A 1584-nucleotide genomic window follows, 5' to 3' on the forward strand; every position below is an offset into this window, starting at 1 on the left:
GTCCGCGGGTGCCCACGCGTCGAGGTCCAGCCCGTTCGGCACGACCGCGACCTTCGTCTCGAAGACCGCCTCGACGCGCGCCGCCGCGGCGGAGCTCACCGCCGACAGCGCGAGCGGGGCGTCCGCCGGGGGGATCGGCTGAGTCGCGTCTGCGGCGGCGAGCGGCTGTGTCTCGTCCACCGAGGGAAGCGGTCGTGTCGCGTCCACCGAGGGGAGCGGCCGGGTCGCGTCCGCCGGGGGAAGCGGCTGGGTCGCGTCGGACGGGGCGATCGGCTGAGTCGCGTGCGCGTCGGGAGCCTCGTCCGCCTCGGCCACGCCAGCCTGCTCACCCTCGTCGGCCCCGGCGGCCTGGTCGGCCCCGTCGGCGCGCTCGTCCGCGCCGGCGTCGTGCGTGCCGCCGCCGACGGTGGCCTCGTCGGTCACGTCCGTGGTGTCGGTCGCCGGCTCGGGCAGCGGGGCGGTCGTCTCCTCGGCCGGCGGTGCGTCGGTCGGGTCCGTCCCCGGCTGGCGGCGGGTGTCGTCGGTGCTCATGCCTGCTCCTCGATGATCCGGACCTCGCCCGCGCCGACGCTGACGTGCAGGTCGAGCTGGGCGGTGGTGCCGTTGCGGGTCTGCTCGTCCTCGAAGGTCTGCTCGGAGATGCCGAGCCCGTCGACCGTGCGCGTCTCGCCGTCGAGCTCCCAGCGGACCGTGCCGACGCCGGCCTCCACGTCGGCCGCGACGGCGGCGTCCGCGGGGACGACGACCGTGAGGTTGCCCGCGCCGAGCGAGACCGGGACGTCGAGCGTGCTGCTCGTCAGGGGGACGGCCGTGAGGTCGACGAGCGCGTCGCCGAACCCGAGGTCGAACCCGTCGGCGGCGGCCCGGCGGCTGTCGACGACGTACGTCCCACCGTCGAGCTGCCGGTGCGAGCCGGACGTCCACACCCAGTCGGTGGTCTGGGCGGCCCCGACGGGCAGGGCGACGAGGATGCCGACGATCGCGAGGGCGCCGAGCGCGCCGCTGCGACGGCCGCGCAGGCCGGAGACGATGATGCCGAGGCCGGCGAGGACGATGCCGATGCCGAGCGCGGTGAGCGCGACAGGGCCGTCGAAGTCGCCGGTCCGCTCCGCGAGGAGCAGCACCGCGAGCCCGATGAGACTGAGCGCGACGACCGAGCCGACCATGCCGACGCCAGGGCCGAGCACGCGCGGCTTGCGCGGTGCGGGCGGGGGCGGCGGGACGAGCGGGAGCTGCGGAGCGGGCGGCACGGGAGGTGTCGGGCCGCTCCGGTACGGGCCGGGCGTGCCGGGAGCCGGGTACGGGCCGTAGGGGCCGTACGGCGCCGGGCCTGCGACGGGTGCACCGGGGGTCGGGCCCGTCGGGGCGTTGTGCAGCGGTGCGCTCGTGGAGGGCGTCGCGGGCGCGCTGGTCGCCGCGGTGGCGCGGGCCGGGGCCGGCTGCTTGACCCACGGGTCCGCGTGGCCGGTCGCGGCGGGTGCGGGCACGCCGGACTCGACGGCCGCGATCGCGGCGGCGATGACGCCCGGGGCGTCGTGCACGGCCTTCTTGACGCCGACGTCGACGAACGGCGTGCCGGCGAAC

2 pseudogenes are annotated in these 1584 nt (G+C 77.5%); both read right to left on the reverse strand.

Going from position 1 to position 1584, the window contains the following annotated elements:
* Positions 1-531: pseudogene (locus tag OMK64_RS19925) on the reverse strand (hypothetical protein); the annotation flags it as partial.
* Positions 528-1584: pseudogene (locus OMK64_RS19930) on the reverse strand (LiaF domain-containing protein); the annotation flags it as partial. The pseudogenes OMK64_RS19925 and OMK64_RS19930, both read right to left, overlap by 4 nt.

It is taken from the genome of Cellulomonas fimi, assembly GCF_028527925.1.
Classification (GTDB): domain Bacteria; phylum Actinomycetota; class Actinomycetes; order Actinomycetales; family Cellulomonadaceae; genus Cellulomonas; species Cellulomonas fimi_C.